Raw genomic sequence first — 22,621 nt, 5'->3', positions numbered from 1 at the left:
AACCGAACTTCTTGACCCGACAAAGCGAAACGGCCCCGGAACTTTCCGGGGCCGTTGAATTTTCAGCGCTCGCTCAGAGCAACCTGATTAATCGAACCGACTGCGATCAATAGTCGCCGAGCTTGATGTCCCGGGAGTATTCAACGCCTTCGACTTCCTTTGTCACTGCCTGGCCGCAAATGGTCGCGCCACGCGTTGCGTCGTAGGTAAGCGAAGGAGAACCGGACAGCTGCCAGCCCTTGTTGAGAGCCTGGGTAACCCGGTGGCAGAATTCGCTGTCGTCGATGCCGGTGATGAAGCGGTAGAGTTTCATGAGAGCTCTCTTGTGTGTCAGGTCCGGGCAGCGATGGCGTCGGCGATGGCGATCACCCGCTTGCCCATGTCCGCATGTAGCCTTTCAACCATCTTGCCGTCCACCTGGATTGCGCCCTTGCCCGCATTTTCAGGCTCATCGAACAGAGAATTGATCTTGCGTGCCCAGGCAACTTCCTCTTCCGACGGACTGAAGGCCGCGTGGCAGGCGGCGATCTGTTTCGGGTGGATCAGCGTCTTGCCGTCCATGCCCATGTCGACACCCTGGGCGCATTCGGCGGCGAAACCTTCCTCGTCCTGAAACGCATTGTAGACACCGTCCAGAATGTCGATGCCACCGGCACGCGCTGCCGCAACGCAGGTCATCAGCCAGGGCGTCATGGCGGCGCGGCCGGGCGTGAGGCGTGCCCTTGTTTCCTTGGCCAGATCATTGGTACCCATCACGAAACAGGAAAGCCGCACAGCCGGATCCAGACCGCAGGCGCCGATGGCGGCGGCATTCAGCATGGCGAGCGGCGTTTCCATCATGGCCCAGAGTTTCAGGTCCGCTGACGCCCCCAGAAGTGATAGCTTGTGCGCAACCATCTGCAGGTCGGCCGGGCCGTTGACCTTGGGCACCAGAATGGCATCCGGATTGGCCTTCACCGCTGCCGCCAGATCGTCTTCGCCCCAGGGCGTCTCCAGCCCGTTGATTCGGATCACCACCTCGCGATTGCCATAGGGACGGGCCGAAACGGCTTCGACGATCTGGGTGCGCGCCATGTCCTTGGCATCGGGGGCGACCGCGTCTTCAAGGTCCAGCAGCAGGCAGTCCACATCCAGCGTTGCCGCCTTTTCCAGCGCCCGGGCGTTGGAGCCGGGCATATAGAGAGCGGAACGGCGGGGTCTTGGCTGTGTTGTCATGGGTCGATCCTGCAAGTCGGGAAAACGGATTTCCGGTTAACCTAGGGTGTGGACTCAAAAATGAAGACGAAATGGCATGAGAAATGGCGAAACCGCGTTAGGAAGGGTGCGCGGAGCGGGCTTTCTGCCCGGTCAAGCACGCTGACGACACGCGGTGAAGCCATTTTCATGTCCTTCGGATTTGACCGGATTGGTCCTCCTCAGCGTTGCGAAAGCTTGAAAATGAACCACATTTCCTGCGCCTCCGCGCCTTGAGGAAGACCAATCCGCCTCAAACCATTTCATCTTCATTTTTGAGTCCACACCCTAGTGGATCGCGGCGACCAGGGGAATTCGCCGAAGGGGGAACAGCCGCGTTCGTGCACCGGGGTACCGCCAAACGCAGTCGCTGCCGCCGATCACGGGAGTTCGTCTGCCTGCACGCTCACCGACGCTTTCTGTCGACGTTTGAAGATCATGTCCTTTGCGGCAATCACCGCCCCCAGCGTAATCGCCACACAGGCGATGCCAACGGCAGGTGTCAGCGCCCCGAAGCCGAAGGCAATCAGCAACAGGGTGGACAGAAGCGGTGCCGAATAGGCCGCTGCGCCCAGCACCTGGATGTCGCCATGCTTGACGCCGACGTCCCAGGTGAAAAACGCAAGTCCCACCGGAAAGGCGGCAAGAGCCAGCACCGATGCCCATTCCAGCGACGATGCAGGCAGGATCGTTTCCTCCAGTGCCAGATGGCAGATACCCGAAAGGATTGCGGTCATCACACAGAACCCTGCAACGGCTTCGGTCGGAACCGCACCCAGTCTGCGCGACAGCACGGAATAGCTGGACCAGAACAGACACGAGGCCACCGCTGCCCCATAGCCGAGCATCGAGCCGGAGGAAAAACCGACACCTTCCCCGCCGGTGATCAGAAGCACTGCACCGGCCAGGCCCAGAACCGTTCCAATGACATGATGCAGACGCAGCCGTTCCCCCGGTAACAGGGCGGAAAACAGCACGATCAGGAGCGGCCAGGTGTAGTTGATCAGATTTGCTTCCACAGGCGGCGCGTTGCGGATGGCAGTGAAATAGAAAAAATGAAAGCCGAACAGGCCGAACGTGCCGAATGCCCAAACGCCAAGCGGTTGCCTGAGCAACCGGGTTCTGCCAGTCGCGATCAGCCAGATCAGCGCCATGATGCCGGAGAAGCCGAAACAGAGCGTGTTCAACAGGAACGGAGGCACACTTCCGGAACCGGCACCAAACAGGCCAAGGGTCGCCCACATCAGCACAGCTGTAAGTCCGATCAGCGTCGCCCTCAACTTTTGCTTGTCCGCCATTTCCTGTTCCCGTCTTTTCCGTGCATCGCTCATGGCACGAAATCGCCGCAAGCGAAAGGCCGCAGAGCCCGGACAGGGCCTGCGTAGCCGACCGTCAGCAATGCCGCAGCCATTAATTGATCGAAGTCCTTGATCAGCGAACCCGTTTCGGGACATGGTGGGCCAAAGTCACACTCTTAATCGATTTGCTTTCCGGGGAAATCATGACGACAACGCAAATCAGGGCCCTTCGGCTGGATGATGCTCATAAGCTTGCGCCGCTTATTGCCGAAAATGCGCAGGCGCTGCGGCGCGGTGCACCGCGTCGTCCCGACGCCTATTACGCCGAACGCATTCTGTCGGACAAGACGGCCGAGGTTCTGGGAGCTTTCGAAGGCGACAAGCTGGTCGGCTTCGCAGTTTTCTTCGACCTGCCGGAACTCATTACGGGCCTCAGGATCGGCCAGATGGATGACATCTATGTCCATCCCGATCACCGCAACAAGGGCACCGGCCGCAAGATGATCGAAACCCTGGTCAGCGAAGGCCAGAACCGCGGATGGCTGCATTTGCGCTGGCTCGTACCGGGCAAGAATACACCTGCGGTTGCGCTCTACGAAAAGATCGCTGAACCCGATCATCGCAAGAGCTACCTGATCCCGATCGACCGCATCGCCGGCGACTGACCGGGCTTCGCCTTCAGGCAGGTTTCAGTCCGCATACCGCTGTTCAGGGTGCGGACTGAGGCCATCAAGTGATCAGGATCCCGCGGGAAACAACGGCGGGATCTGGCCAAGCGGCAGAAAACCGATGCGAACCACGCCGCGGTCGACCGAGACCGGCAGCGTGATGGTCCGCACACCGTCGACTTCCTTGGCGGCAGGCTCCAGGCTCTTCACCACATTCTGCAGCAGTGAAAAAGTCTGATCTTCAGGCGGGAACAACGGCTTCACGCTGTCCAGAAGCGCGTCCGGATTGCCGAGGTTCAACTCCAGTGATCCGCTCAAGGTGCCGTCACCCGAAAGCACAAGATTGCCGCTTGCCGTTGCCTTGCCAGCTCCGAGCAGTATCTCGGTAAGCACCAGTTCGACCGGCAATTCTCCGCCCTGCGCCCGCACAAGCGAAACGAGGTCTGCCCCTGCAAGCAGGGCCGTGCCGCCTTCGATACGGGCATGGCTGCGCAGGGAAATCGTCTGCTGAAGTTCCGGCAGAGATTTGAGGCTGAGGTCCTGAACCGTGACGAAACTTTCCAGTGTCGCCGCGCTTTCGGGTTGCTTGCGCAGATGGACTTCGGACTTTTCAGCCGCAAACAGCCCCCGGGCGAGGGCGGTGTCGAACGCTGCTTCCGGTTTGTCGATCACCGCATCGAACGATCCGAGCGCATTGTCGCTGAACTTCACGCTGGCGCGGGCCGTCTGCCACGTCAGGCCACCCTCGAGGCCGTTCACCGGCACCGACATGGCCGCAGGCGACTTTGCCTCGAAGATCACGTGCCACGGATTATAGATCAAGGCGACGGCATTCAGCCCGCCGAGCGATGCGGCTGTTCCCCAGCGGTCGGCCGAACGCATGTCCGCGCAGGAGACCTCATAGCGGAACGGATAGCCGGCAATGGCAAGATCCGCGCAGCTCACATCCAGGCCCTGGTCCGCCATGCGGACAATTTGCCGGTCGAGTTGTTCCCGCAGCACGGATTGCCCATAGAACCAGGCGGCTGACCAGCCAGCAATCACCAGAACGACAGCTCCTGCCAGCAGGATATACCCGCGTCTGGTGGGTTTCGGCGGCTTGGTCTTGATATCGGACACTGGGAGACACTCTCTTCTGGTTCGGGCGATTTCCGGACCGGTCACACTGCCGACAAGGGCCACCTGCAAGACAGGCGCTGCCGGAGTGCCATTGAAACGACCGGTGCAGCTTGCTATCTCCGCAGCTGCGGTAACACAAGACAGGTCGATATGAGCGATTTTTGGGTCTTTGGCTACGGTTCTTTGATGTGGAACCCAGGATTTGATCACCAGCGCGCCGAACCGGCGCTGCTGCGCGGTGCACATCGCTCGCTTTGCGTCTATTCCTGGGTACATCGGGGTACGCAGCAGAGACCAGGTCTCGTCTTCGGCCTCGACAACGGCGGCGCATGCCGGGGCATCGCCTATCAGGTCTCCGGGGATATCTGGCCGCAGGTGCTGGAATATCTGCGCGCCCGGGAACAGACGACGATGGTCTACAAGGAGCACCATCATCACGTCGAGCTCGACAGCGGCGAGAAGGTGGAAGCGCTGGTCTACATGGTCGATCACGGCCATGCCCAATATGCGGGTTCCTTGCCGCTTGAAGAGCAGCTGGAAATCGTAAGAGGCGCTGTCGGCAAGTCCGGCGCCAATCCGGACTATGTCATCAACACCGCCGCCCACCTCCAGGAAATGGGCATTCCCGATACGGGTCTTGCCTGGCTGGCCGAGCGCCTGAAAACCTGAGCCAGGCTCAGGGACGGCAGTACAGGTCTTGCAGGATGCTAACGTTCAGGGAACACCCCACCAGCGCAATGTCTGCTCGCAATGATATTTCAAGGCTTGCACCGCAGCGGCCTCGTTCCGGGTTTCCAGCGCCTCGATGACCGCCAGATGCTCGTCCATCGCCGAGGCGATCCGATCCGCAAGAAACGGCCGCGCATGCTGGATGACGGCGATCCGGATACGGTTTGCGTCATAGGCAGCCGACAGCAGCGAATTTCCAAGTCCTTCACCAAGGTACGTGTGCAGGGACAGGTCTACCTCGATCGCCTTGGGCGGCAGGCTGGCCGCAGGCCCCGTCCGCACCTCGTCGCGCATGATCTCGTGACGCCGGCGCAAGGCGTCCAGACCCTCCAGATTTCCCTGTGATATCCGCCGGCGCGCACCTTCCTGGTCCAGCACCAGACGCACGTCCAGACATTCGCGAATGTTTTCCGGGCTAGCTTCCATCACCTGCAGGCCGCGTTTGGGCACCGTCGTCAGGAACCCCTGCGAGCTGGCGTATTTGACGGCTTCGCGCACGGGCGCGATCGGATAGTCCAGCTGGTCGACAAGCTGCGACATCGACAGGAACTGGCCATTGCGCAGCGAACCGCTGCGCAAGGCTTCGACAAGCGCCTGAAAAGCCTTGTCGTTCAGCAATTCACCCTTGTTTGCGTCCTTCATTGCAGCTCCGTCGATCCGGTCCGGATGATCGCAGGTTGTCGCCACTGGCATTTCCAAGCAAAGCCGAAAGGACCTGCTTGAAATTCCGTATAGTCTGTTACCTAACATGCTTTGTAAAATGTTAGATGCAAGCACAAACTTTTTGCAATGCACAGCCAAGAGCTTCCTGCGTCCGGGAGAACGCAAGAAGACCTGCGAATGTCCGGAAAACACCGAAGCCGCCGGGGATGCGGCCACATGGAGGAGACTATGGCGAATTTATCTGGCAAATCGGGTCCGCGAGACGGAGGCCTCTACAACGAGGACCTGGCACCGATCCCGGCTTCGGAGCGCAAGTGGGGCGCCTTCGAAATCTTCAACGTCTGGAACAACGATATCCAGAGCCTGTTCGGCTACACGCTGGCCGCATCGCTGTTCATCACCTATGGCCTCAACGGCTGGATGGTTTTCGCGGCAATCGTGCTGGCCGGTTTCTTTGTCATGGTGCTGGTCAATCTCACCGGCCGCCCGTCGGTAAAGCACGGCGTGCCCTATCCGGTGATCGCACGCGCCTCGATGGGCGTCTACGGCGCCCGTTTCCCGGCGCTCGTGCGAGGCATCGTTGCCATTTTCTGGTATGGCGTGCAGACCTACTTCGCCTCCACGGCGGTTGCCTTGCTGTTCAACACGCTGCTCGGCACTGAGGGCGGCGCGGAATTCCTCGGCATGACAACGGTCGGCTGGATTTCCTATCTCATCGTCTGCGTCTTCCAGGTTGCCCTGTTCATGAAAGGCATCGACTGGGTCGGCAAATTCCTGAACTGGGCAGGTCCGTTCGTCTACATCGTCATGATCGCGCTGTGCCTGGTGATCTGGTGGAAGGCCGGCAACGGCATCTTCTCGGCTCTCGGCACCATCTTCGAAGGCAGCGAAGCAACCGACCCGCGCGGTCCTGTTGCGGCCTTTGTCGCGGTGGTCGGCACGATGATCGCCTATTTCGCCGCCGTCGTGATCAACTTCGGCGACTTTTCCCGCTTCGTGTCGGATGAACGCGCCATGAAGCGCGGCAACTTCTGGGGCCTGCCGGTTTCCATGGCCTTCTTCTCCTTCATCGCCCTGTTCGTGACGGCAGGCACCGTGGTGCTGTTCGGAGAAAAACTGGTGAATCCGGCTGATATCGTCGACCGTGTCGACAACGTCCTGCTGACGCTGATCGCTGCCGTCACCTTCTTTGCGGCAACGGTCGGCATCAACCTGGTGGCAAACTTCATTCCGCCGGCCTATGACATTGCCAACCTCAACCCGGAAAAGATCTCGGCCAGGACCGGCGGCATCATCACCGCTGTCATTGCGTTCTTCATCGGCGCGCTCTGGGTGTCGGTCATCTCGAACATCGGCATTGCCGCATTCGTCGATACGCTTGGCGCCTTCCTGGCACCGCTCTACGGCATTCTGGTCGCGGACTACTACCTGGTTCGCAAGCAGAACATCGATGTCGAAGCGCTGTTTTCCTCCGATCCGGACGCCCGCTACCACTACAACAACGGCTGGAACATGAAGGCGATCTTTGCCTTTGCCATCGCCGCACTGTTCTCGGTGGCAACCGTTTGGGTTCCGGCCCTGTCGGAACTCTCCGGCTACGGCTGGGTCATCGGCGCGGTTCTGGGTGGTGTGCTGCATCTGGGCCTGATGCGCCTGCAGACGACCGAAGCCGGCAAGACAGCACAATAAGGCAGCCTGAAGACAGGTTCAGGCGATGATATCGCCTGGACCCGTTCAAACTGAAAGACCGTCTCAACGCATTGGGGCGGTCTTTTTTTTCAGACCGGCTGTGCCTTGCGGCGCGTGTCGACTTCTTCAAGCACCGGCGAGGGCTTGCGGGCCGTGCGGGCTTCCTCGATCAGCCGATCGCTGGCCGTCTCGATATCCGTGACCATTCTTTCGTAAAAGGCATTGGGCGCCAGGCCCGGCTCGATCGGTGGCAGAATCTCGACAATCACCGTGCCCGGATAGACCTTCCACGAGGCGCGAGGCCAATAGAGGCCGGCGTTGTGAGCTATCGGGACAACCGGACATTTCAGGTCGCGGTAGAGATGCGCGATACCGAACTTGTATTTCGGCTCTGCCCCGGCCGGCCGGCGGGTGCCTTCCGGAAAGATCAGGATCTGGCGTTTCTCGGCAATCGCCTCCTTGGCGGCCAGCATCATTGCCGCCAGCGCTTCGGACCGCTTGCCCCGGTTGATCGGGATCTGCTTGAACTTGGCTGTGTACCAGCCGAAAATCGGTATCCAGCGCAGTTCGCGCTTCAGGATGAAGGTCGGGCTTCTGAAGAGGGGGATCAGCGCCACTGTCTCCCAGGCGGACTGGTGCTTCATGGCGGCGATGAAACCGCCGTCAGGCAGGTTTTCCCGTCCCCGGACTTCCACCTTGATGCCCGCAAAGACACGCATCAGCAGCTGCAACACCCGTGACCAGGTCGGCACCACCCACCAGCCCCAGCGCCGCGGCAGCAGCATGACTGGCGCGAACAGGATCATCAGCACGAACGTGACGAGATAGAACAGGATCTGGAAAAGGGTAGAGCGCAGAAAAACCATGGCACCATAAAGACTGGTCGTGGGTGAAGCCACCGCTCGGCCGTGGTCCGACAGCTGTCAGCGCACACCCTGCACGGTAATCCGAAGTCGGGCGAGGATATACTTCACATATTCGCGCATGAGAAGCCGCATCGTTGCCGGTTCCCTGTACCAGCTGTCCAGCTTCAGGTCCTTGGAAAAGACCGGATAGGCAATCAGGGCGACATTCGGCAGGGCACCGGCAAGTTCTACCTTGGCACGCGGCAGATGGTAGGCACTGGTCACGACCAGCAGGGACGAGAACCCGTTCTTCTTGACCCAGTTGGCGGTTTCCACCGCATTGCCCGCTGTATTGAGCGCGACCCGGTCAAGATCGACGCTGTTTTTTTCCAGCGGCATGCTGGACGCAGTAACGGCGGCAAGCTGTTCACGCGTGGTGCCGGGATGAACGCCCGAAATCAGCAATCGGTTGGCACGGCCTTCTTCCAGGAGACGGATTGCCTCGTTGACGCGGGCATGCCCGCCCGTCAGCACGACAATGGCATCCGCATTTGCGGAAGCCGGCACTCTGGCATTGGCAACCTTCTGCGCGAACATGGCAAACTGCCCGACGGTTCCCGCAACAAGAGCCGTGATGACGGCAACGAAAAGGATCCTGAGACCGAAGCGTTTCTTGCGCGCATCACCGCTTGTGGCGTTCCTGCGCGCTGTGCCCTTGTCCTTTGAAACGGACACACGTCGATCGCCGACGACGGAAGAACCGTCGTCCAGAACGGGGTCTAACACTGTGTCAGCATGGGTCATGGCGCGACTATGATAAGTGATTCGGCCAATTTCACGGCATTGTGCGATAAAATCAATCCACTTTTGCCAAATGGGCCTTGACGGCAAGGCCAGAAGTCAGGGCTGTCAGGATCGCGACGAGGAACACCACACCGAATACACCGAGGTAGCCGGGCAGGCTGACGGAGATGCCGCCGAAGAGAGCCGACATCTGGTCCGACCCCGCCTGGCCGGAGCTCTGCCGGGTCAGCATGTCAACCGTCAGAAAGGCCAGGATGGCCGCAACACCGCCGGAAACACCGCCCTTCAGGCCCAGCATCAGGAAGTGGCGCTGGAATTCACGAGCGATGAAACCGTCTTCCGCTCCAACGAAATGCAGAACGGAGACGACGTCCTTGTTGCCGGCCATGGCTGCCTGGGTCGCAAAGACGACGCTCAAGACCATCGAGCCGAGCACAAGCACCATGATAGCAAAGCCGCCCAGCACCACCGCGCCTGCCATGGCCGACAGACGAGACGTCCAGACGGAATGATCGTCGACGCTCGCGCCCGTCACGTTCTGCGAGACCATCGAGCGCAACTGCGACAGGTTCAGAAGTTCCGGATCCCCGACCGTGATCTGAATGAGCCGCGGCACCGGCAGGCCGTCAAGCTGAAGGCCTTCGCCCAGCCAGGGCTCCAGCAATGACTTGGTTTCGGCATCTGACAGAGCCCGTACGGAATCGATGCCCGGAAACTCCTGCGCAAGCGCAACGGCCTTGTCGATCTCCCGCAGCATGTCGACGCCTTCGGCCGGGCGGATCTGAATGGTGATCTCACGCACCAGATCGTTCTGCCACGCATCGGCTGCGTCCCACACCACCGACACTGCACCGACCGTCAGACAGGCCAGAAAGCTCATGATGGCCACCACCAGCGTGAGAGCCCGCCCGGCGACTGCCTGTGGCGGAACGATCGCCGCGGAGGGGCGCAACTTGGCATCGTCCCCCTGGGGTGCTTCGTTCTTCGGCCTGGGGGCGGCCTTGCGCGCCGGCTTTCGGCCACGCTTCGGTCGTTCGGCTCGCTTGGGCGGGCGAACACTGGCGGCGCTTGCCTGTTTTTTGTCTGTGTCGTCGGACTGAGCCATCATGCCGCCTAATCGAAAATTGAGAGGCGCCCGTCGGCAAGCACCATGCGCCGGGCGTCCACCTGTTCCAGCAGCGCGATATCGTGGGTCGCGATGACGACAGAGGTGCCGAGTTTGTTCAATTCGATGAAAAGGCGCAACAGACGACGTGCAAGTGGCGGATCCACGTTACCGGTCGGCTCGTCCGCGAGCAGCACCTCCGGCCGGGTGATCAGCGCCCGCGCAATGGCCGCTCGCTGCTTTTCCCCACCCGAAAGCACCGGCGGCAGCACATGCATGCGATCCCCAAGTCCGACCCATTTCAACAGATCAATCACATCGGAGCGGTATTCGGATTCGTCCTTTCCCACCACGCGCAGTGGCAGCGCCACGTTTTCATAGGTTGTCAGATGGTCCAGCAGGCGAAAATCCTGAAACACCACGCCGATCTTGCGCCGGAGCTTCGGCAATTCCTGCTTGTCGATCACGCTCAGGTCGCGGTTGAAAACCTTTATCAGGCCTCGGGTCGGGCGCAAGGACATGAACAGGAGCCGGATCAGGCTGGTCTTGCCTGCCCCCGAGGGACCGGTCAGGAACTGAAACGACTGCGGTTCGATCTGAAAAGTCAGGTCGCGCAGGATTTCCGATCCCATTCCGTATCTCAATCCGACATTTTCGAAGCGGATCACAAAATTACTCCTGTTGATGGCCCGAACGCTATAGCCTGGCCGTTAACGGTGCATTAATCATATAAAGGTCCATTAAGGACCTGAAAGCCCGTCATAGGATTTGCTTGGCCCTTGTCCAATATTTCGTGCCGGATTTCGACCCCCCGGTTCCAAAGTGAACCGCTAGAGCATGCCATGGCGAAAGGTCTTCGCACATGAAGATCAAATGTCCGGACTGCAGTACGTCCTACGAGATTAAGGTAGAGGCGCTTGGCCCGGAAGGGCGTAGCGTCAAATGCGCCAAGTGCGGCAACCGCTGGTTCGTTTCGCCCGACGATGACGAAGAAGGCGATGTTGCGTTCAGCGCAAAGAACGACGTCGACGAAATTGCACCTCCTTCCGTTGAAGAAGATCCCGCACAGGACGAAGCCGATTGGGCAGCCGACGCGGAAGAAGAAACGTTCGACGCGGAAGCGGATGACGACGACGACGAACCCGAAGCAGCCGTCACTCCCGAACCCGCAACCGCCCGTACGGCCAGCGACGAGGCAAAATTCGCTGCGGATCTGAAAGAAGACGCCAGGACCGGTGAGCCTGAAAACAAGGCCGACATCGAATCCATGGCCAAGCGGCCGAAGATCATCGTCAATCCGAACAAGTTCCGACGGGACCAGATCGGTGCGATCCTCAACTGGATCCTGCGGCGAAATTATCGGCGCATTGGCGGTGTTGCCCTGTTCGGCGTCGCGGTTGCGGCCTGTGTTTTGTTTGTCCTCATGCGAGACTCGCTCGTCAAACAGTCTCCTGACCTGGCAAGCCTGTTTCGGATGATCGGGTTTGAAGTCAATCTGCGCGGACTTGAATTCCGAAACCTGCGCACCTTCACCGAGGTCGAGGACGGCAAGAAGGTTCTCGTGGTCGAGGGCTCGATCCGCAACCTGCTTGATGAACTGAACTCGGTGCCCGCCGTGCGCCTCTCGATCCGCGGTGCGGACATGCAGGAAGTTTATGCCTGGACTGTCGAGCCCAGAACAAAATCGCTAAACGCACTGGACGAAACCCGGTTCAGGACGATATTAGCCGACCCTCCGAAAACCGCGTCCGATATCCAGGTCCGGTTTGTTGAACGCGGCCAACGCCAGGTAGTTCTAGAGTGACCATGACATCAGATATCCATACTCTGTTCGATGAAGACGCCATTGCCCAACGTGTTGGCGCGCTCGCAGAGGAAATCGCCGAAGGCAAACCGCAAAATCTTTTGGTTGTCGCGGTTCTGAAAGGCAGCTTCATTTTTGCGGCTGATCTTGTGCGGGCAATGCACCGGGCAGGACTGCAGCCGGAAATGGAGTTCATGCACCTGTCCTCTTATGGCGCCGGGACTGAAGGCTCCGACACCATCCGGATTTTGCGCGATGTTGAAAGTGACGTTAACGAGCGCGATATTATTTTAGTGGATGATATCCTGGAATCCGGTCGCACGCTCGCCTTCGCGCGGGAGCGGCTGCTGAACAGGGGCGCGCACTCGGTGAAGATCGCAGCTCTGCTGGATAAACCCGAGCGCCGTAAAGCTGCCATATCTGCCGATTATGTCGGTTTTGCCTGTCCTGATAAGTTTGTCGTCGGATATGGTATGGATATGGGCCACGCTTGGCGGCAGTTGCCCTATATTGGATACGTTGTCGCCCCGGACGACGGAGCGGCTGACGGCAACACAGGAGAGTGAGCATGGCTCGCATTCTTCTTACTGAAGACGATGAAGCTGTCCGCAGCTTCGTAAAGCGTGCCCTGGAGCTTGACGGTCATTCCGTTGAAGCGGCCGAGGATGGCGGCGAAGCCGTCGAGGTTCTGACCCGCGAGAAGGGCGGCTTCGACCTGCTGCTGTCCGACATCAAGATGCCCGTCATGGACGGCATCGCCCTGGCTCTGCATACGGCGCGCGACTATCCACGGCTGCCGATCCTCCTCATGACCGGCTTTGCCGACCAGCGTGAACGGGCCAATGGCCTGGAATCCCTGGTCCATGACGTGGTCACCAAGCCGTTTTCGCTGGCCGATATCCGCAAGGCCGTGCGCAACGCCATTTCCGGCGATCTGCCGAGCGAAACCCGCCGCTACGCGTAAGGCCTGCCGCCGCAATTCCGAAACCCAAGACCCCGCTTCGGCGGGGTTTTTGTTTGGGCTGATCATGCCGGTAGTCACCGTATTCCTTCAGAACACAGAGAATTGAGCAAGCGGCCATCCTTCGAGACAGCGCTTCGCCCTTCCTCAGGATGAGGGTGATCTTGCGGCAAAGAAATATCCGAATGTGGCTGGGCTCTCCACGGGGCTACAAAAGGCCTCCCCCCAAGAAGACAACCTCATCCTGAGGAGCGCACGTGTGCGCGTCTCGAAGGATGGGCCACAAACACGAACATCACCGTCAAAAACAACTGACCCCGCCGAAGCGGGGTCATGAAACCTTGTCAGAAACGGGCCTAGTACCGCTTCAGGAGCCGTTCCAGATAATCGAGCTCCAGCTGCGGCCGGGAGGGATCGGAGAAGCGGCGGCGGAGCTCTTCCAGGATCCGGCGCGCCCGCTGAACATCGATTTCGTCAGGGATACGCACCCGGTTGTTGAAGTCCGGGCCTTCGGTGCGCCGCGGACGGCCAAGAGGGTCTTCGTCCATCGGCGACGCGCCGTTGGGCGATCCCGGGCCTTCGCCCTGACCCATCATCTGCTCCGTCAGGCCCTGCGCGCCGCGCCGAAGGGCATCCAGGGCGTCGCCCTGCTCGCCGAGCGCCTGCTGACCCTGTCCATCTCCCAGGGACTGCTGAGCCTCGCCCATGGACTCGCCGGCTTCACCCAGCGCCTGGTTCTGGCCCATGCCGTTCTGGCTAAGCTGGTCCATGAGTTCCTGCAGCCGCTGTGCCAGGTCACCCTGGCCCTCCTGAAGCTGCTGAAGCATCTGTTCCAGTTGCTCCTGGGTCAGCTGTTGTCCCTGGCCCTGCTGTTGCTGACCGGGTTGCTGCTGTTGACCGCGACGCTGCTGCTGCTGATCCTGGTTGAACTTGTGGGTTTCATCCATCAGCTGCTGTTGCCGCTGGATCATTTCACCCAGCTGGTTGAGCATCTCCATCATTTCGCTGGACATGCTGTTGGGCATCATCTGCGGTCGACCGGCCTGAAGGTTTTCCAGCATCTGCTGCATCTGTGCCAGCAGCTCGCGCGCGGCATCACGGGAACCGGTACGCGCCAGTTCCTCGATCCGGTCCAGCATTTCGCTCAGGTCCTGTTCGCTGAGCGTCTGCTGGTTGCCGTCGAAAGGCTGCATGGCCTGCGGGTTCTGGCGCATCTGCTCGGCCAGTGCCTGCATGTATTCGTTCAGGGCTTCTCGCAGTTGCTGGGTCAGCTTGGCGATTTCCTCGTCGCTCGCCCCTTCTTCCAGCGCCTTGCGCAGGGCCTCCTGAGCATCACGCAGCTTGCGTTCGGCTGCGGAAAGGTCACCGTCCTCGATCGACAGGGCGAGGTCCCACAAAAGCGGCAACAGGGCCTTCAGGTCTTCGTCGGTCCTCGCGTTCACCAGAGAGCCGTAGGCAAAGCGCATGCCCAGATAGTTGCGCGGCTTGAAGTCGAACATTTCCGGCGCCAGCATCAGGGCATCGAACGCAATGATGACCTCGCTCTGGCTTTCGGCATCAAGCGCAAGATTACGGCGCTGTTCGACGACAGCGCGGGCCAGAGGCTTGCCGAAGCGTCTCTGGGGCAGGGTGATGCGATACGCGGGCGATTGCCCTTCCTGACCGGCCTGGTCACGTGCCAGCAGCGATAGATTGACTTCAGAACCGGCCCAGGGATGCGACGTCAGGTCCCGGATGGTTTCCGCCGTCTTGGCTGTGCCGGCGCGCGGCGGCAGTGAAAGCGGGAACTGGGGCGCCTCCACAAGCGGGCGCGGAGCCCGGTTGTTGTTGTCCGGATTTGGCAGGGGCGCGATGCGAGCCTCGGCGGCCACAACGCCGTAGTCGTCATTCACAAGATAGGAAAACTTGAGCGCACCGCTGAGCTGTTCTTCAGGATCGTCCGTCAGCCGGATATCCGGTGCATCGTCCGGCTTCACCGCGAAGACGTAGCTCAGCATCGGCTCTTCGCCGTTGAGCAGCTCGACGATACCGGTGGTTTCCAGCTCGAGCCGGCGTTCAACCGGCAAAAGCGTTTTCAGATCCGGATCTTCCGTTTCTGTCCCAAGTTCAGGTTCGATCACCTGAGGCTCGGTGTCTTCCGCACGGGCGTAGGTCATCTTGAGATCACGTGCGCCTTGCGTGCGGACCACAAGTATCGACCCTTCCGGCACGGAGATCGGCGCACCCGGATCACGCAACTGGGCGCTTTCGCCCGTCAGGTAAATCGGTGGCTCGCTGGTATAGAGCGGCGGCGTGACCCAGGCATCGAGACGGCTGGGCGGTTCCACTGTCTTGAACGGGTTCTGAAAGGCCGAGACCAGCCGGCCGAAATGATCGCCACTGGCTGTCGAAAACCCGATCAGAAGCACACTGGCGGCCAGGACGCGAAGCGCCCAGGGATCGCGTCGGAAGGCCTGCGGATCCGGCGCTTTCGAACGGATCGCGGCGACTGCTTCGGCTGTGCGGCGCTGATGCAGGGCCCAGATCGCCTGGCTTTCGCGATCGCTCGCACCGACCGACAATTCGTCTTCAAGCGTTGTCAGGGGACGGTGGGTACGGCCAGAAGATTTCTCGACCCGGGAGAGCGCATCCTCACGCGTCGGCCAGGCAAGGTGGAAGAGATCCCGCGCCGCCCAAACGGTGGCGGCAGCGAATACCAGAAGTCCGAGCGGGCCTGCCCAGGCAGGAAGAACAAGCCACAGACCAAGCCAGGACACCCCGACAAACAGGCCGAGTACCACCAGCACCGGAAGCAAAGCACGCCACAGGCGTTCGATAAACAAGGCACGGCGGCTTTGGCGCACCAGGCTGTCCAGCCGGGATCGGATCAAGGCCCGCCAGCCGTAGGTCTCGGAAGAAATCTGCCGTTCTTGATCGGGATCGCTGTCGCTCGGGCTCAATGGCACCTCCGGTTTTGCCCCCCGAACTGCCCGTTTCTCCGGAAACGCAGCCCGCTGGACCTGCCCACCATACAATAAGGTGAGGCATAGCGGGCTGTCCGGCAACCTGTCGGTTCAACTAATTGTCAGCCGATCTGTTCACGAACCCTTGAGCCAGTCCGGAATCCGGTCCAGACCGAGTAGGTCTTCGTAGCTGGTCCGGGGCCGGATAACGGCAAATTGGTCTGCATTTACGAGTACTTCGGGCACCAGAAGCCGCGAATTGTAGGTGCAGGACTGGACTGCGCCATAGGCGCCGGCCGAATAGACCGCCAGCATTTCCCCGGCTTCTACCCTGGGCATATCCCGGTTCTGGGCCAGAAAATCACCGGTTTCGCACACCGGACCGACGATATCGGCCTTGATTCGGTCTGTTTCTTCCCCCGGTTCGCGCACCGGGCGAACCTCGTGATAGGCCTCGTAAAGCGTCGGACGGATCAGGTCGTTCATGGCGGCATCGACAATGACGAAATTCTTGTCGGCACCTTCCTTCACATAGACAACTTCGGTGACCAGGATGCCGGCGTTGCCGGCAATCATGCGGCCCGGCTCGAACATGACCTTGCAGTCCAGTTCGCGCACATGCTTCTTGACCACCTGGGCATAAGCGTCCGGATGCGGCGGCGGATTGTTATCGGTGATATAGGGGATGCCCAGTCCGCCACCGAGGTCGACATGGTCGATCGTGTGGCCTTGCGAGCGCAGATCCGTGATCAGTTCGCCCAGACGCGCAAATGCGTTGTCGAAAGGCTCCAGCTCCGTGATCTGCGAGCCGATGTGCATGTCGATGCCGGTGACCTTGATACCGGGCAGAGCCGCTGCCTCGGCATAAACGTCACGTGCACGCTGCCAGGGAATACCAAACTTGTTCTCGGCCTTGCCGGTCGCAATCTTGGCATGGGTCTTGGCATCGACGTCCGGGTTGATGCGCATGGACACCCGAGCGGTCTTGCCCATTGCAGTGGCGACCCGTGAAAGCTGGCGCAACTCGGGCTCGGACTCCACGTTGAAGCACAAGATGTCTTCCTGAAGCGCGTAGGCTTGTTCGGCCTCGGTCTTGCCGACCCCGGAAAAGACGATCTTCGACGCGGGAACGCCCGCTGCCCGTGCACGGCGCAATTCGCCTTCCGACACAACGTCCATGCCGGCGCCCAGCTGTGCAAGCGTCTTCAGGACCGCCTGGTTGGAGTTTGCCTTCATCGCATAGCAGACCAGCGACGGGATATCGCTGAATGCGGCGGCAAACACCTGGTAGTGACGGGTGAGCGTTGCCGTGGAATAGCAGTAGAACGGCGTACCTACTTCACGCGCGATCGTCTCGATCGCCACGTCTTCGGCAAACAGCTCGCCATTCTTGTAATCGAAGTGATGCAAGGGACGGCCCTCATGCGGCTGGATCAGGTTCAGGGCCGGTCGGTGTTACCAGACCGTGCGGAAGCTGATCGGCATTGAAACGATGGAGCGTATCGGTTGCCTCGGCAGAGCCGGCTCGCTCCGATGCGCAGCCGGCTCTGCCGCTGCGCGCATGGTTTATCGGATCATGAAATCCAGGAAAAAAGGCTTGTCGCTTTGCGGCGCTTCCGGCTGCACCGGTGCTGCCACAGCGGGATCAACCGCGGCGTCCGCCTGCTGCACAGGCGCTCCCGGGTTTTCCAGCCCGCCCTTGCGGCCACACCCTGCCAGGGTCACGCTCAGGCAAAGACCGACCAGAGCCAGGGTTTTGAACCGCATTGTCATCACCATCATGCCTTTTTGGATCGACTGCCCCGCGTCCGGGCGGACACGGGAGTTCTTACAAAGTCACATACCGGTCCTTCTCCTCGCATGACACGGCGCGTTCGGCAAGACCCAGTTCGCGCCGTGTGTTGCGGGGAATGCCGACCTTCAATGGGCCATCAGGCCTTGGCCAGCTCTTTCAGCCAGCGGCGTGCCTGCTTGCGTACGTTTACCGGCGACGTGCCACCATAGCTGGTTCGGCTGCGTACGGATTTGTCGACGGAGAGCACCTGGAAGATCTCGTTGGTGATCTTCGGCTCCACCGCCTGCATCTCTTCCAGCGAAACCTTGTGCAGTTCGATGCCCTTCTCGACGGCAATCGCCACGATGCGCCCGGTCACGTGGTGGGCGTCGCGGAACGGCAGACCGAGAACGCGAACCAGCCAGTCGGCAAGGTCCGTTGCAGTCGAATAGCCAGAGCCTGCGGCCTTCTTCAGCGCCTTGGTGACAGGCTCCAGATCGCGGATCATGCCGGTCATGGCCGCAAGAGCCAGGGAAACGCTGGCCAGGCCGTCGAAAGCCTGCTCCTTGTCTTCCTGCATATCCTTGGAATAGGCGAGCGGCAGGCCCTTCATCATCACCAGAAGCGCTTGCAGTGAACCGTAGATGCGGCCCGACTTGGCACGCACCAGTTCCGCCGCATCCGGGTTCTTCTTCTGCGGCATGATCGACGAACCGGTCGAAAACTTGTCCGACAGTTTCACGAAGCCGAACTGCGCCGAGCACCAGATGACGATTTCCTCGGCAAGGCGCGACAGATGCATGGCTGTGAGAGATGCCGTCGCCAGCGCCTCGATGACGAAATCACGGTCGGAAACGGCATCGAGCGAATTGGCAGCCGGACGGTCGAAACCGAGCGCCTTGGCGGTCATGTGCCGGTCGATCGGGAAGGACGTGCCGGCTAGCGCCGCTGCACCAAGCGGGCATTCGTTCATGCGCTTGCGCGCATCGCGTACACGGCCCCGGTCGCGGCCGAACATTTCGACGTAGGCCAGCATGTGGTGCCCGAAGGTCACCGGCTGGGCCGACTGCAGGTGCGTGAACCCGGGCATGACGTCGGCAGCATGGGTTTCCGCCTTTTCCGCCAGGGCCTGCATCAGCTCACCCAGCTGGTCGTCGAGCGTATCGAGCGTGTCGCGCACCCACAGGCGGAAATCGGTCGCCACCTGGTCATTGCGTGAGCGCGCCGTGTGCAGGCGTCCGGCAGCCGGGCCGATCAGCTCGGCGAGGCGCGCCTCGATGTTCATGTGGATGTCTTCAAGCGCGCGGGAAAACTTGAATTTGCCGCTTTCGATCTCTGACAGGATTGTGTCTAGACCTTGAACGATCTTGTCGGCATCGTCCCGCGTCACAATGTCTTTTTCCGCGAGCATGCGCACATGGGCTTTCGAGCCGTCGATGTCCTGCTTATATAGCTTCCGGTCGAAGTCGATGGAGGCGTTGATCTCCTCCATGATGGCGTCCGGTCCCTCAGCGAACCGGCCTCCCCACATGCGATTGCTCATGTCCTGTCCCTTAGAAGGCGCCCCCTTGCGGGGTGTGAACGAATGACAAAGCCAACCGAACCAGCGAAAACCAACAGACGCGGCATTGTTGCCGCCGGGCTTGCGGGTGCAGTGGCCGCCGTAGCGGCTCTATACGTGATCGCTGGACCGAATGGCAACATCGCCGGTGCGCAAAGCTGTTCGGCTGCGCTCGATTTTGCGGCGGCGGCCAAGCCATTTGCCACTGGAGAAGTGGCCGCCTTCCTTCCGGCAAGCGCGCCGCTGGACCTTCAGCACCTGACCTTCAAGGGGCCCGACGACCAGCAGATGGCGTTGTCGGACTTCGGCGGCAAGACAGTGCTCCTCAATCTCTGGGCAACATGGTGTGCCCCGTGTCGCAAGGAAATGCCGGCCCTGGACGAGCTGCAGGCGGAGATGGGAGACGACAATTTCGAGGTGGTTGCGGTCAATCTCGACCGGGGCGGACCGGAAAAGCCGAAAGACTTTTTGAACGAGATCGGCGTCGGCAATCTCACCTTCTATCAGGACAGTTCGAACGATCTTCTGAAGGATCTGCGCAAGGTTGCGCGGGCAACCGGTTTGCCGACAACCATTCTGGTTAGCCCCAAGGGCTGCGAGATCGGCACCATGTACGGCCCCGCCGAATGGGCCTCCGGCGAGGCCAAGGCGCTTATTAAAAACGCAATGGCGGCCCCGGACGCCTGACGTCCGGCTGCCGCCAGAAATATCAAGATCATCAGCCCTTTCGAAGCCGGTGGAGGTGACCCTCCGCCGGATCAGACGCTGATGTCGACCGCGTTGCCCAGACCTGGAATGCGGCGCGACTCGCGCCGATCTTCTTCCTGGGTCGCCTGGGCCTGCTCCAGCCGCTCGGCAACCTGGCGTTCCTGCTGGTTCTGGTCCCTTACCGCATTGGCAGCAAGTTCGCTGCGAACACTTGCAGCGCTGTAGGCGGCCGAGGAAGAGGAACTGTCGATAGCACTCGGCATGATGGGTTACTCCTTCGCCGTGGTGATGAGGCTTGTCCGCAGCCGTTGGTCACCCGTCATCCTTACAATCGGGCGCTCCGGCTTTTGTTCGTTCGTCTTATGCTTCCAGTCGGCTTATCCGGAAGATGCGTCACATCAGGCCAGGATGTTGACCTGTAATCCGACACCATCTTCCAGCCGACGCGTTTCCGCGCGATTTTCCAGTTGCTCAGCTTGCCGGCTCAGGAATTCTGCCCGGTTCGTGCTGAAACTCGCCTGGCGTTGCGCAATCACGGCTGCAGCTTCAGAGCGTTTGGTCTTGAACGCTTCGGCTTGTTCTGCAACCTGGCCCGCACGCGTGTTGGCCTGGTTCGGCTGATACGCCTGGGATGCTCCATATCCTATTGCTTCAGGCATGGTCGTTCCAATCCTTGGATACGATTTCAAACTTCATCTTGTATGAAATACCTGAATTCAAAGGTAAATTTCCAAAACAACTGTCAGAGTTGCTGACTCAAATACTGAATTGATCAGAATATTTTTCTTAAAACTTTACGTAATTATGGATAAGCATTTGAAAGACGGGAACTTTCAGAAGCATCTTTCGAGAGGTGCTTTTCAGGTTTCACCCGAAAAAAGACACCCGGCGGAGCAACAAAAACGGCCCGTGCGGGGCAAATCCGCACGGGCCGTTAACAAAACTGCAAAGGAACGGGATCAGGCGCTGACGTCTACCCGTCCGCCGAGACCGGGAGGTGGTGTAGCCTGTTGAGCCTGAAGATTGTCAGCCCCTTGCTGCAGCAGCGCCACCAGATTGGCGTCCTGCTGGGCGGCCATCTTCATCATCTCTGTCTGAAGCGTCTGGGCTGTCTGTGCCTGGGTCTGCGCAACGAATGTCGTGGCAATGCCAACGCTGTCCATCATTAACTCCTGAGCTTGTGGCCACCCTAACCCCCTACCCTTAATCAGGTGTTAACGAATGTCAGTGCCCCTCCCGCAAGACACTGCGCCGGACCTTGCCGGACGGTGTGCGTGGCAACTGTTCCAGCACCTTGTAGACCTTGGGACGCTTGTATTCCGCCAGGTTTTCTGCCGCATGAGCGGCAAGACTGTCGGCATCCAGCTGTCCGGGGAGGACCGGCACCACGAAGGCCGTTATCAGGCTGACACCTTCACGCGCAGGCACCGCCGTCACGGCCACTTCCTGCACCTGCGGGTCCGCTGCCAGCACCCGCTCCACTTCCTCCGGAGCGACCCTGTAGCCGAAAGCGTTCATCAGATCGTCAGCACGGCCTTCGTACCAGAAATAGCCGTCTTCATCCGTACGCGCCCTGTCGCCGGTCAGGAACCAGTCGCCCCTGAATGCGGCCGCTGTTTCCTCGGCACGGTTCCAGTATCCCAGCATCAGGCCCGGTTCATCCCTGTGAACAGCCAGAAGCCCTGTCTCCGTTCCGGACACCGGCACCGGCGTGTCATCCAACTCGCTGAGAATGGAAACCTTCCGGCCTTCCTGGGGTTTGCCCGGGGAACCCGGCTTTACCGGAACGCTGGGGCTGCTGGAGAGATAGGTGGAGATCTCGCTCATGCCGAGCGCTTCATAAAGTTCGCGGCCGGTGCGTTCCCTCCACTCCCGATAAAGACTTGCCGGAAGCGCTTCTCCGGCCGTCAGGCCGTGGCGAAGATCGGGAAAGGAGGCGGGCGTAACAGCGCCATACTTCAGGATACGCCGGTAGAGACTGGGCACGGCGGCAAACAGCGTCGCCCTTGTGTCTGTCATCAGGTCCGGCCAGAGGTCCGGGTCTCGAGGCCCGTCATAAACAACACTGGTCGCGCCATTGGCCCAGGGGTCCATCAAGCCGGCACCCAGCGTATAGGTCCAGTTGAACGCTCCGGCATGAAGCAGTCGGTCGGAAGCGCCGATGCCATACCAGCCGGAATACATGGGCCGGCGCGCACTGGCGGCGCGCTGCGCATGCAGGACGCCCTTCGGCGTGCCGCTGGTACCGGACGTATAGACAAGAAAAGCCGGGGCGTCAGCGTGGGTCTCCGCAAAGTCTCCCGGCTTTGCCTGCTTCAGTTCGACCAAGGCCTCTGGACCCAGCAACGTCGCGCTGCCCGCGTTCGGCAGCACAGTATGTCCGTCGTGCAGCACCATCCGCGCGCCGCTATCGGCCAGGATCGCGTCAGCTTCGGATGCAGTGAGTTGGGAAGACGTCGGGATCGGCACGAAACCACCCGCAATTGCCCCGAAGAACGCCAGCGGAAAATCGCTGGAGTGACCGATCCTGAGAAGGATACGGTCACCGGACGAAAGATCCGTGGCACGCAAACCCGCGGCAACCGAAAGAACGGCCCGCGTCAGCGAGCCATAGCTCCATGTTTCCAGAAGGGCGCCACCGGCCCCCACCAGTTCCAGCGCCGTCTTGCCCGGGTCCGGGGTGGCGCTGGTCAGGCAATAGCGGGCTAGGTTCATTGT

General features: G+C 60.5%; 24 protein-coding genes. 7 read left to right on the top strand and 17 right to left on the bottom strand.

The window, feature by feature from the left end; genetic code table 11:
• Positions 1-106 precede the first annotated feature (106 nt).
• The 3 genes from J7447_RS21105 to J7447_RS21095 all read right to left on the bottom strand — a co-directional run bounded on the left by J7447_RS21105 (position 107) and on the right by J7447_RS21095 (position 2,531).
• The gene (locus J7447_RS21105) at positions 107-313 is read right to left on the bottom strand and encodes a DUF1737 domain-containing protein (RefSeq protein ID WP_023002545.1); all 207 of its coding nucleotides are present in this window, start codon (positions 311-313) and stop codon (positions 107-109) included.
• 17 nt (positions 314-330) lie between these two features.
• On the bottom strand, positions 331-1,215 hold the full coding sequence (locus J7447_RS21100; RefSeq protein ID WP_209170815.1) for a CoA ester lyase: 885 nt from the start codon (positions 1,213-1,215) through the stop codon (positions 331-333).
• Between the two features lie 398 nt (positions 1,216-1,613).
• A complete protein-coding gene (locus J7447_RS21095; protein WP_209170813.1) occupies positions 1,614-2,531 on the bottom strand; it encodes an EamA family transporter in 918 nt (305 codons plus the stop codon).
• A 203-nt stretch (positions 2,532-2,734) separates the two neighbouring features.
• On the opposite strand from J7447_RS21095, the gene J7447_RS21090 reads away from it, so the two are divergent.
• Positions 2,735-3,196 (top strand): GNAT family N-acetyltransferase, encoded by a 462-nt coding sequence (locus J7447_RS21090; protein ID WP_023002542.1) that lies wholly within the window; start codon positions 2,735-2,737, stop codon positions 3,194-3,196.
• 72 nt (positions 3,197-3,268) lie between these two features.
• Here J7447_RS21090 and J7447_RS21085 read toward each other — a convergent pair whose 3' ends face one another.
• Entirely contained in the window at positions 3,269-4,318 is a 1,050-nt protein-coding gene (locus J7447_RS21085) for a DUF2125 domain-containing protein (protein WP_075282715.1), read from the bottom strand.
• A 150-nt stretch (positions 4,319-4,468) separates the two neighbouring features.
• On the opposite strand from J7447_RS21085, the gene J7447_RS21080 reads away from it, so the two are divergent.
• Entirely contained in the window at positions 4,469-4,987 is a 519-nt protein-coding gene (locus tag J7447_RS21080; RefSeq protein ID WP_152505086.1) for a gamma-glutamylcyclotransferase, read from the top strand.
• A gap of 45 nt (positions 4,988-5,032) precedes the next feature.
• On the opposite strand, the gene J7447_RS21075 is transcribed toward J7447_RS21080, so the two are convergent.
• Positions 5,033-5,740 (bottom strand): GntR family transcriptional regulator, encoded by a 708-nt coding sequence (locus tag J7447_RS21075; protein ID WP_286189409.1) that lies wholly within the window; start codon positions 5,738-5,740, stop codon positions 5,033-5,035.
• 198 nt (positions 5,741-5,938) lie between these two features.
• On the opposite strand from J7447_RS21075, the gene J7447_RS21070 reads away from it, so the two are divergent.
• Complete coding sequence (locus J7447_RS21070) at positions 5,939-7,399, top strand: NCS1 family nucleobase:cation symporter-1 (RefSeq protein WP_209170810.1); 1,461 nt, start codon at positions 5,939-5,941, stop codon at positions 7,397-7,399.
• Positions 7,400-7,488: 89 nt separating this feature from the next.
• On the opposite strand, the gene J7447_RS21065 is transcribed toward J7447_RS21070, so the two are convergent.
• The 4 genes from J7447_RS21065 to ftsE are packed head-to-tail and all read right to left on the bottom strand — an operon-like array spanning position 7,489 to position 10,821.
• Positions 7,489-8,298 (bottom strand): 1-acyl-sn-glycerol-3-phosphate acyltransferase, encoded by an 810-nt coding sequence (locus J7447_RS21065; RefSeq protein WP_209009568.1) that lies wholly within the window; start codon positions 8,296-8,298, stop codon positions 7,489-7,491.
• Between the two features lie 24 nt (positions 8,299-8,322).
• Positions 8,323-9,048: a YdcF family protein gene (locus J7447_RS21060; RefSeq protein ID WP_023002536.1), complete on the bottom strand. Its 726-nt coding sequence runs from the start codon at positions 9,046-9,048 to the stop codon at positions 8,323-8,325.
• Between the two features lie 52 nt (positions 9,049-9,100).
• Positions 9,101-10,153 carry an ABC transporter permease gene (locus J7447_RS21055; protein ID WP_031270020.1) on the bottom strand — a complete coding sequence of 351 codons (1,053 nt, stop codon included), beginning with the start codon at positions 10,151-10,153 and terminating at the stop codon, positions 9,101-9,103.
• 8 nt (positions 10,154-10,161) lie between these two features.
• Complete coding sequence (gene ftsE / locus J7447_RS21050; RefSeq protein ID WP_031270017.1) at positions 10,162-10,821, bottom strand: cell division ATP-binding protein FtsE; 660 nt, start codon at positions 10,819-10,821, stop codon at positions 10,162-10,164.
• Between the two features lie 194 nt (positions 10,822-11,015).
• Here ftsE and J7447_RS21045 point away from each other — a divergent pair, with 194 nt between their 5' ends.
• Genes J7447_RS21045 through J7447_RS21035 form a run of 3 tightly spaced genes read left to right on the top strand, consistent with a single transcriptional unit; the run spans position 11,016 to position 12,921 of the window.
• The gene (locus J7447_RS21045) at positions 11,016-11,957 is read left to right on the top strand and encodes a zinc-ribbon domain-containing protein (RefSeq protein ID WP_209170805.1); all 942 of its coding nucleotides are present in this window, start codon (positions 11,016-11,018) and stop codon (positions 11,955-11,957) included.
• Positions 11,958-11,959: 2 nt separating this feature from the next.
• Positions 11,960-12,523 carry a hypoxanthine phosphoribosyltransferase gene (gene hpt / locus J7447_RS21040; protein WP_035907880.1) on the top strand — a complete coding sequence of 188 codons (564 nt, stop codon included), beginning with the start codon at positions 11,960-11,962 and terminating at the stop codon, positions 12,521-12,523.
• Positions 12,524-12,525: 2 nt separating this feature from the next.
• A complete protein-coding gene (locus J7447_RS21035) occupies positions 12,526-12,921 on the top strand; it encodes a response regulator (protein ID WP_209170804.1) in 396 nt (131 codons plus the stop codon).
• Positions 12,922-13,274: 353 nt separating this feature from the next.
• On the opposite strand, the gene J7447_RS21030 is transcribed toward J7447_RS21035, so the two are convergent.
• From J7447_RS21030 to argH, 4 genes are all read right to left on the bottom strand, one after another.
• Positions 13,275-15,857, bottom strand: a complete 2,583-nt coding sequence (locus J7447_RS21030) for a TIGR02302 family protein (RefSeq protein WP_209170803.1) — start codon at positions 15,855-15,857, stop codon at positions 13,275-13,277.
• A 138-nt stretch (positions 15,858-15,995) separates the two neighbouring features.
• Positions 15,996-17,270, bottom strand: coding sequence for a diaminopimelate decarboxylase (gene lysA, locus J7447_RS21025; RefSeq protein ID WP_209170802.1), 1,275 nt, complete (start codon positions 17,268-17,270; stop codon positions 15,996-15,998).
• A gap of 156 nt (positions 17,271-17,426) precedes the next feature.
• Positions 17,427-17,627 carry a lipoprotein gene (locus tag J7447_RS21020; protein ID WP_145903830.1) on the bottom strand — a complete coding sequence of 67 codons (201 nt, stop codon included), beginning with the start codon at positions 17,625-17,627 and terminating at the stop codon, positions 17,427-17,429.
• A gap of 164 nt (positions 17,628-17,791) precedes the next feature.
• Positions 17,792-19,177: an argininosuccinate lyase gene (gene argH / locus J7447_RS21015; protein WP_209170801.1), complete on the bottom strand. Its 1,386-nt coding sequence runs from the start codon at positions 19,175-19,177 to the stop codon at positions 17,792-17,794.
• A gap of 42 nt (positions 19,178-19,219) precedes the next feature.
• Between argH and J7447_RS21010 the strand changes: the two genes are divergently transcribed.
• Complete coding sequence (locus J7447_RS21010; RefSeq protein ID WP_152505082.1) at positions 19,220-19,882, top strand: TlpA disulfide reductase family protein; 663 nt, start codon at positions 19,220-19,222, stop codon at positions 19,880-19,882.
• A 71-nt stretch (positions 19,883-19,953) separates the two neighbouring features.
• Here J7447_RS21010 and J7447_RS21005 read toward each other — a convergent pair whose 3' ends face one another.
• From J7447_RS21005 to J7447_RS20990, 4 genes are all read right to left on the bottom strand, one after another.
• Positions 19,954-20,166: a hypothetical protein gene (locus tag J7447_RS21005; RefSeq protein ID WP_055660176.1), complete on the bottom strand. Its 213-nt coding sequence runs from the start codon at positions 20,164-20,166 to the stop codon at positions 19,954-19,956.
• 135 nt (positions 20,167-20,301) lie between these two features.
• Positions 20,302-20,562 carry a hypothetical protein gene (locus J7447_RS21000; protein WP_023002524.1) on the bottom strand — a complete coding sequence of 87 codons (261 nt, stop codon included), beginning with the start codon at positions 20,560-20,562 and terminating at the stop codon, positions 20,302-20,304.
• A gap of 300 nt (positions 20,563-20,862) precedes the next feature.
• Positions 20,863-21,069 carry a hypothetical protein gene (locus J7447_RS20995; RefSeq protein WP_023002523.1) on the bottom strand — a complete coding sequence of 69 codons (207 nt, stop codon included), beginning with the start codon at positions 21,067-21,069 and terminating at the stop codon, positions 20,863-20,865.
• A 58-nt stretch (positions 21,070-21,127) separates the two neighbouring features.
• Entirely contained in the window at positions 21,128-22,618 is a 1,491-nt protein-coding gene (locus J7447_RS20990) for an AMP-binding protein (protein WP_209170800.1), read from the bottom strand.
• Between the last annotated feature and the right edge of the window lie 3 nt (positions 22,619-22,621).

The organism is Labrenzia sp. R5_0 (assembly GCF_017743835.1).
Taxonomy (GTDB): domain Bacteria; phylum Pseudomonadota; class Alphaproteobacteria; order Rhizobiales; family Stappiaceae; genus Roseibium; species Roseibium algicola.
Note: the sequence above shows the minus strand (reverse complement) of the source record. Positions and strands in the feature narration are given on the sequence as shown.

Bases quoted from the DNA above. Each gene is read 5' to 3' on its own strand.
- argH (WP_209170801.1), bottom strand. From the start codon at position 19,177: ATGAGCAATCGCATGTGGGGAGGCCGGTTCGCTGAGGGACCGGACGCC.
- J7447_RS21080 (WP_152505086.1), top strand. From the start codon at position 4,469: ATGAGCGATTTTTGGGTCTTTGGCTACGGTTCTTTGATGTGGAACCCA.
- J7447_RS20990 (WP_209170800.1), bottom strand. From the start codon at position 22,618: ATGAACCTAGCCCGCTATTGCCTGACCAGCGCCACCCCGGACCCGGGC.
- J7447_RS21100 (WP_209170815.1), bottom strand. From the start codon at position 1,215: ATGACAACACAGCCAAGACCCCGCCGTTCCGCTCTCTATATGCCCGGC.
- J7447_RS21075 (WP_286189409.1), bottom strand. From the start codon at position 5,740: ATGCCAGTGGCGACAACCTGCGATCATCCGGACCGGATCGACGGAGCT.
- hpt (WP_035907880.1), top strand. From the start codon at position 11,960: ATGACATCAGATATCCATACTCTGTTCGATGAAGACGCCATTGCCCAA.
- J7447_RS21020 (WP_145903830.1), bottom strand. From the start codon at position 17,627: ATGCGGTTCAAAACCCTGGCTCTGGTCGGTCTTTGCCTGAGCGTGACC.
- J7447_RS21035 (WP_209170804.1), top strand. From the start codon at position 12,526: ATGGCTCGCATTCTTCTTACTGAAGACGATGAAGCTGTCCGCAGCTTC.
- J7447_RS21005 (WP_055660176.1), bottom strand. From the start codon at position 20,166: ATGCCGAGTGCTATCGACAGTTCCTCTTCCTCGGCCGCCTACAGCGCT.
- J7447_RS21055 (WP_031270020.1), bottom strand. From the start codon at position 10,153: ATGGCTCAGTCCGACGACACAGACAAAAAACAGGCAAGCGCCGCCAGT.
- J7447_RS21045 (WP_209170805.1), top strand. From the start codon at position 11,016: ATGAAGATCAAATGTCCGGACTGCAGTACGTCCTACGAGATTAAGGTA.
- J7447_RS20995 (WP_023002523.1), bottom strand. From the start codon at position 21,069: ATGATGGACAGCGTTGGCATTGCCACGACATTCGTTGCGCAGACCCAG.
- J7447_RS21010 (WP_152505082.1), top strand. From the start codon at position 19,220: ATGACAAAGCCAACCGAACCAGCGAAAACCAACAGACGCGGCATTGTT.
- J7447_RS21060 (WP_023002536.1), bottom strand. From the start codon at position 9,048: ATGACCCATGCTGACACAGTGTTAGACCCCGTTCTGGACGACGGTTCT.
- J7447_RS21070 (WP_209170810.1), top strand. From the start codon at position 5,939: ATGGCGAATTTATCTGGCAAATCGGGTCCGCGAGACGGAGGCCTCTAC.
- J7447_RS21095 (WP_209170813.1), bottom strand. From the start codon at position 2,531: ATGGCGGACAAGCAAAAGTTGAGGGCGACGCTGATCGGACTTACAGCT.
- J7447_RS21090 (WP_023002542.1), top strand. From the start codon at position 2,735: ATGACGACAACGCAAATCAGGGCCCTTCGGCTGGATGATGCTCATAAG.
- J7447_RS21000 (WP_023002524.1), bottom strand. From the start codon at position 20,562: ATGCCTGAAGCAATAGGATATGGAGCATCCCAGGCGTATCAGCCGAAC.
- J7447_RS21105 (WP_023002545.1), bottom strand. From the start codon at position 313: ATGAAACTCTACCGCTTCATCACCGGCATCGACGACAGCGAATTCTGC.